2 pseudogenes are annotated in these 701 nt (G+C 62.2%); both read left to right on the forward strand.

Annotated features, from left to right (window positions below):
- Positions 1-257, forward strand: a pseudogene (locus tag HX846_RS35740) (sugar ABC transporter ATP-binding protein); the annotation flags it as partial.
- Positions 254-701, forward strand: a pseudogene (locus HX846_RS35745) (ABC transporter permease); the annotation flags it as partial. The pseudogenes HX846_RS35740 and HX846_RS35745, both read left to right, overlap by 4 nt.

Below are 701 nucleotides of genomic sequence, written 5' to 3' on the forward strand. Positions count from 1 at the left end.
TGTTGCTGCTGGACGAGCCCAGTCGTGGCCTGGATGTCGGCGCCAAGGCCGACCTCTATGCCCTGGCCCGCAGCCTGGCGCAGGAAGGGGCGGCGGTGCTGGTCGCCAGCAGCGAGCTGGACGAGTTGTACGTCAATTGCGACCGCATCTGGGTGATGCATGAGGGGCGCAACGCGCTGTGTTTCGACCCCTTGACTGCCAGTCGCGACCAGATCGACCAGGCCATCCTTATCGGTAGAACGAGTGTAGAACCATGACTATTGCAAGCAACCCAAGCCCGGTTTTCGATAAGCCCGTCACCCTCACCAGCCGCCGTCGCAGTGCGGTGCTGGAGTGGGTGATGCGCTACAACTTTGTGTTCATTTTTCTGTTTGCGGTGGTGGTGGCGACGTTCCTGTCGGACGACTTCCTGACCTTCGGCAACATCGCCAACCTGTTCCAGCAGGGGGCGATTGTCGGGATCATCGCCATCGGCATGACCTTCGTTATCCTTACGGCCAATATCGACCTGTCGGTGGGCAGCCTGTGTGCCTTCGGCGGGATCCTGGTGGCGGTGCTCCTGCAGCAGCAGGTCAGCGGCTGGCTGGCGGTGCCGGCCACGTTGCTGGTGGGACTGGCCATCGGCACCTTGATGGGCAGCCTCACGGTGTTTGGCAAGGTGCCGAGTTTTATCATCACCCTGGCCGGGCTGGTGTCGCTGC

It is taken from the genome of Pseudomonas sp. K5002 (assembly GCF_013386655.1).
In the GTDB taxonomy this organism is placed as follows: domain Bacteria; phylum Pseudomonadota; class Gammaproteobacteria; order Pseudomonadales; family Pseudomonadaceae; genus Aquipseudomonas.